Source organism: Flavobacterium sp. (genome assembly GCF_029242675.1).
Lineage (GTDB): Bacteria > Bacteroidota > Bacteroidia > Flavobacteriales > Flavobacteriaceae > Flavobacterium.
The window spans coordinates 1-1,571 of the sequence record NZ_JAQWTM010000138.1 but is presented as its reverse complement, the minus strand read 5'-3'; the positions used below and the strand labels follow the sequence as shown (position 1 = coordinate 1,571).

The 1,571-nt window shown below is 37.6% G+C and carries 1 protein-coding gene; it reads right to left on the bottom strand.

The window, feature by feature from the left end; all coding sequences use genetic code 11:
• A partial coding sequence (locus tag P8M54_RS05610; protein WP_300286077.1) for an acyl-CoA dehydrogenase family protein occupies positions 1-1,517 on the bottom strand: 1,517 nt, incomplete at its 3' end.
• Positions 1,518-1,571 lie beyond the last annotated feature (54 nt).

Here is a 1,571-nt window from a genome sequence, read left to right as displayed (position 1 = left end):
GCTTTTAAACCAGCCGCAAGTGCTTCGATTTCCTGCATATCACTCTCTGACCTTTTTGTAAATCGATCCGTCAGGTATTGTAAAGCAAAATGAATCGCATAGGTTTTTGCAAGCGGAATTAACAACCTGCGTTGGTGCATGCGGTAATTTAAAATGGGTACTTCTGATCCGCCTTCGGGTCCAAATTGACGTCGTTGATCACTGTACTTTATTGCAATCGTAAGTCCCGTTTTGGCAGCAGTCAAAGCAGAACGCGGAATCCCTATACGGCCTCCAACCAAAGTTCCTAACATCGTGAAAAAACGTCGGTTATCACTTGGAATCGGACTCGTAAACTCACCCTTTTCGTTTACCGAGGCGAATCGGTCCAACATGTTCTCTTTTGGAATAGTGACACTATCAAAACGAATAGTACCATTATCAACACCATTTAGTCCCATTTTATGTCCACAGTCACCAATCGTGATTCCTTTTAGAATTGTTCCGTTTTCATCACGTAACGGCACTATAAAAGCATTTACACCATAGTCGTGACCATCGATAATAAGCTTAGCAAAAACGGTAGCCATTTGCCCGTGCACAGCAGCATTACCTATGTATTCCTTCTGTGCTTTAGGATGTGGCGTGTGTATCGTAAAAGTTTTTTCTAAATGATTATAGGTTGCTGTAGTTTCTAACCCTTTTACATTAGAACCGTGGTGCGTCTCTGTCATAGCAAAACAGCCCGGTAATTTTAAGCTCCCTATATCTTTTAAATATTTGGCATAATGTTTTTCGGTTCCTAGAGAATGTATACTCATTCCCCACAATCCAAATTGCACACCAAATTTTATCACCAAACTCAAGTCATGGTAACTCAATGTCTCCATTATGGCAAAATAATTTAGAATATTATCTCCTCCGCCATGTTCTTTGGGGTAAGCCATATTACCTAAATTTTCTTCTGCTAAAATTTTGCACCACTGCATGATATGCTCGCGATACTCCATAGTATTTGTTATTGTTTGTATTTTAAACTCAGGACGGGAAATGATTTCCTTAACCTTATTGATGATAGGCGAATGATCTCCATCTAAAATTGAAGTAATTTTAGCTACATCAAAATTTGTATGAGCAGTGTGCGTTACTGTTTTAGAATCTATTTCGAGTTTGAAATGGCTTATTGCTTCGGCACTTGTAATTCCTAAACTGTGTTCCAGTATTATAAATGACTCTTCTGACCTTTTCACATCAGTATTACAGTTAGAAAGCGCTACTGCTATTTCATAAATTGATTTTAATTCTGGATTATCAGAAGTGATTTTGTCAATACTATTTTTCCAGTCCGAAAGGATTTCACGAGATGGCGGATTAGAAACATCGATTTTCGAAAGTAGCACTTCTTTATCTGCCTGCGTTAACCATTCTTGTTCTTCTATAAAGTTTTTAAGCGTGGTAAACTCTAAAGACGTTAATAAATCATCAGACCAAACGAGATAGAAAAGAGGTATAAAAGCTTGTATTTGAAATTGAGACATAAGACGTGATTTATAATGAAAAGGAAAGATACCAAAACTACTTCCAAACAGTTG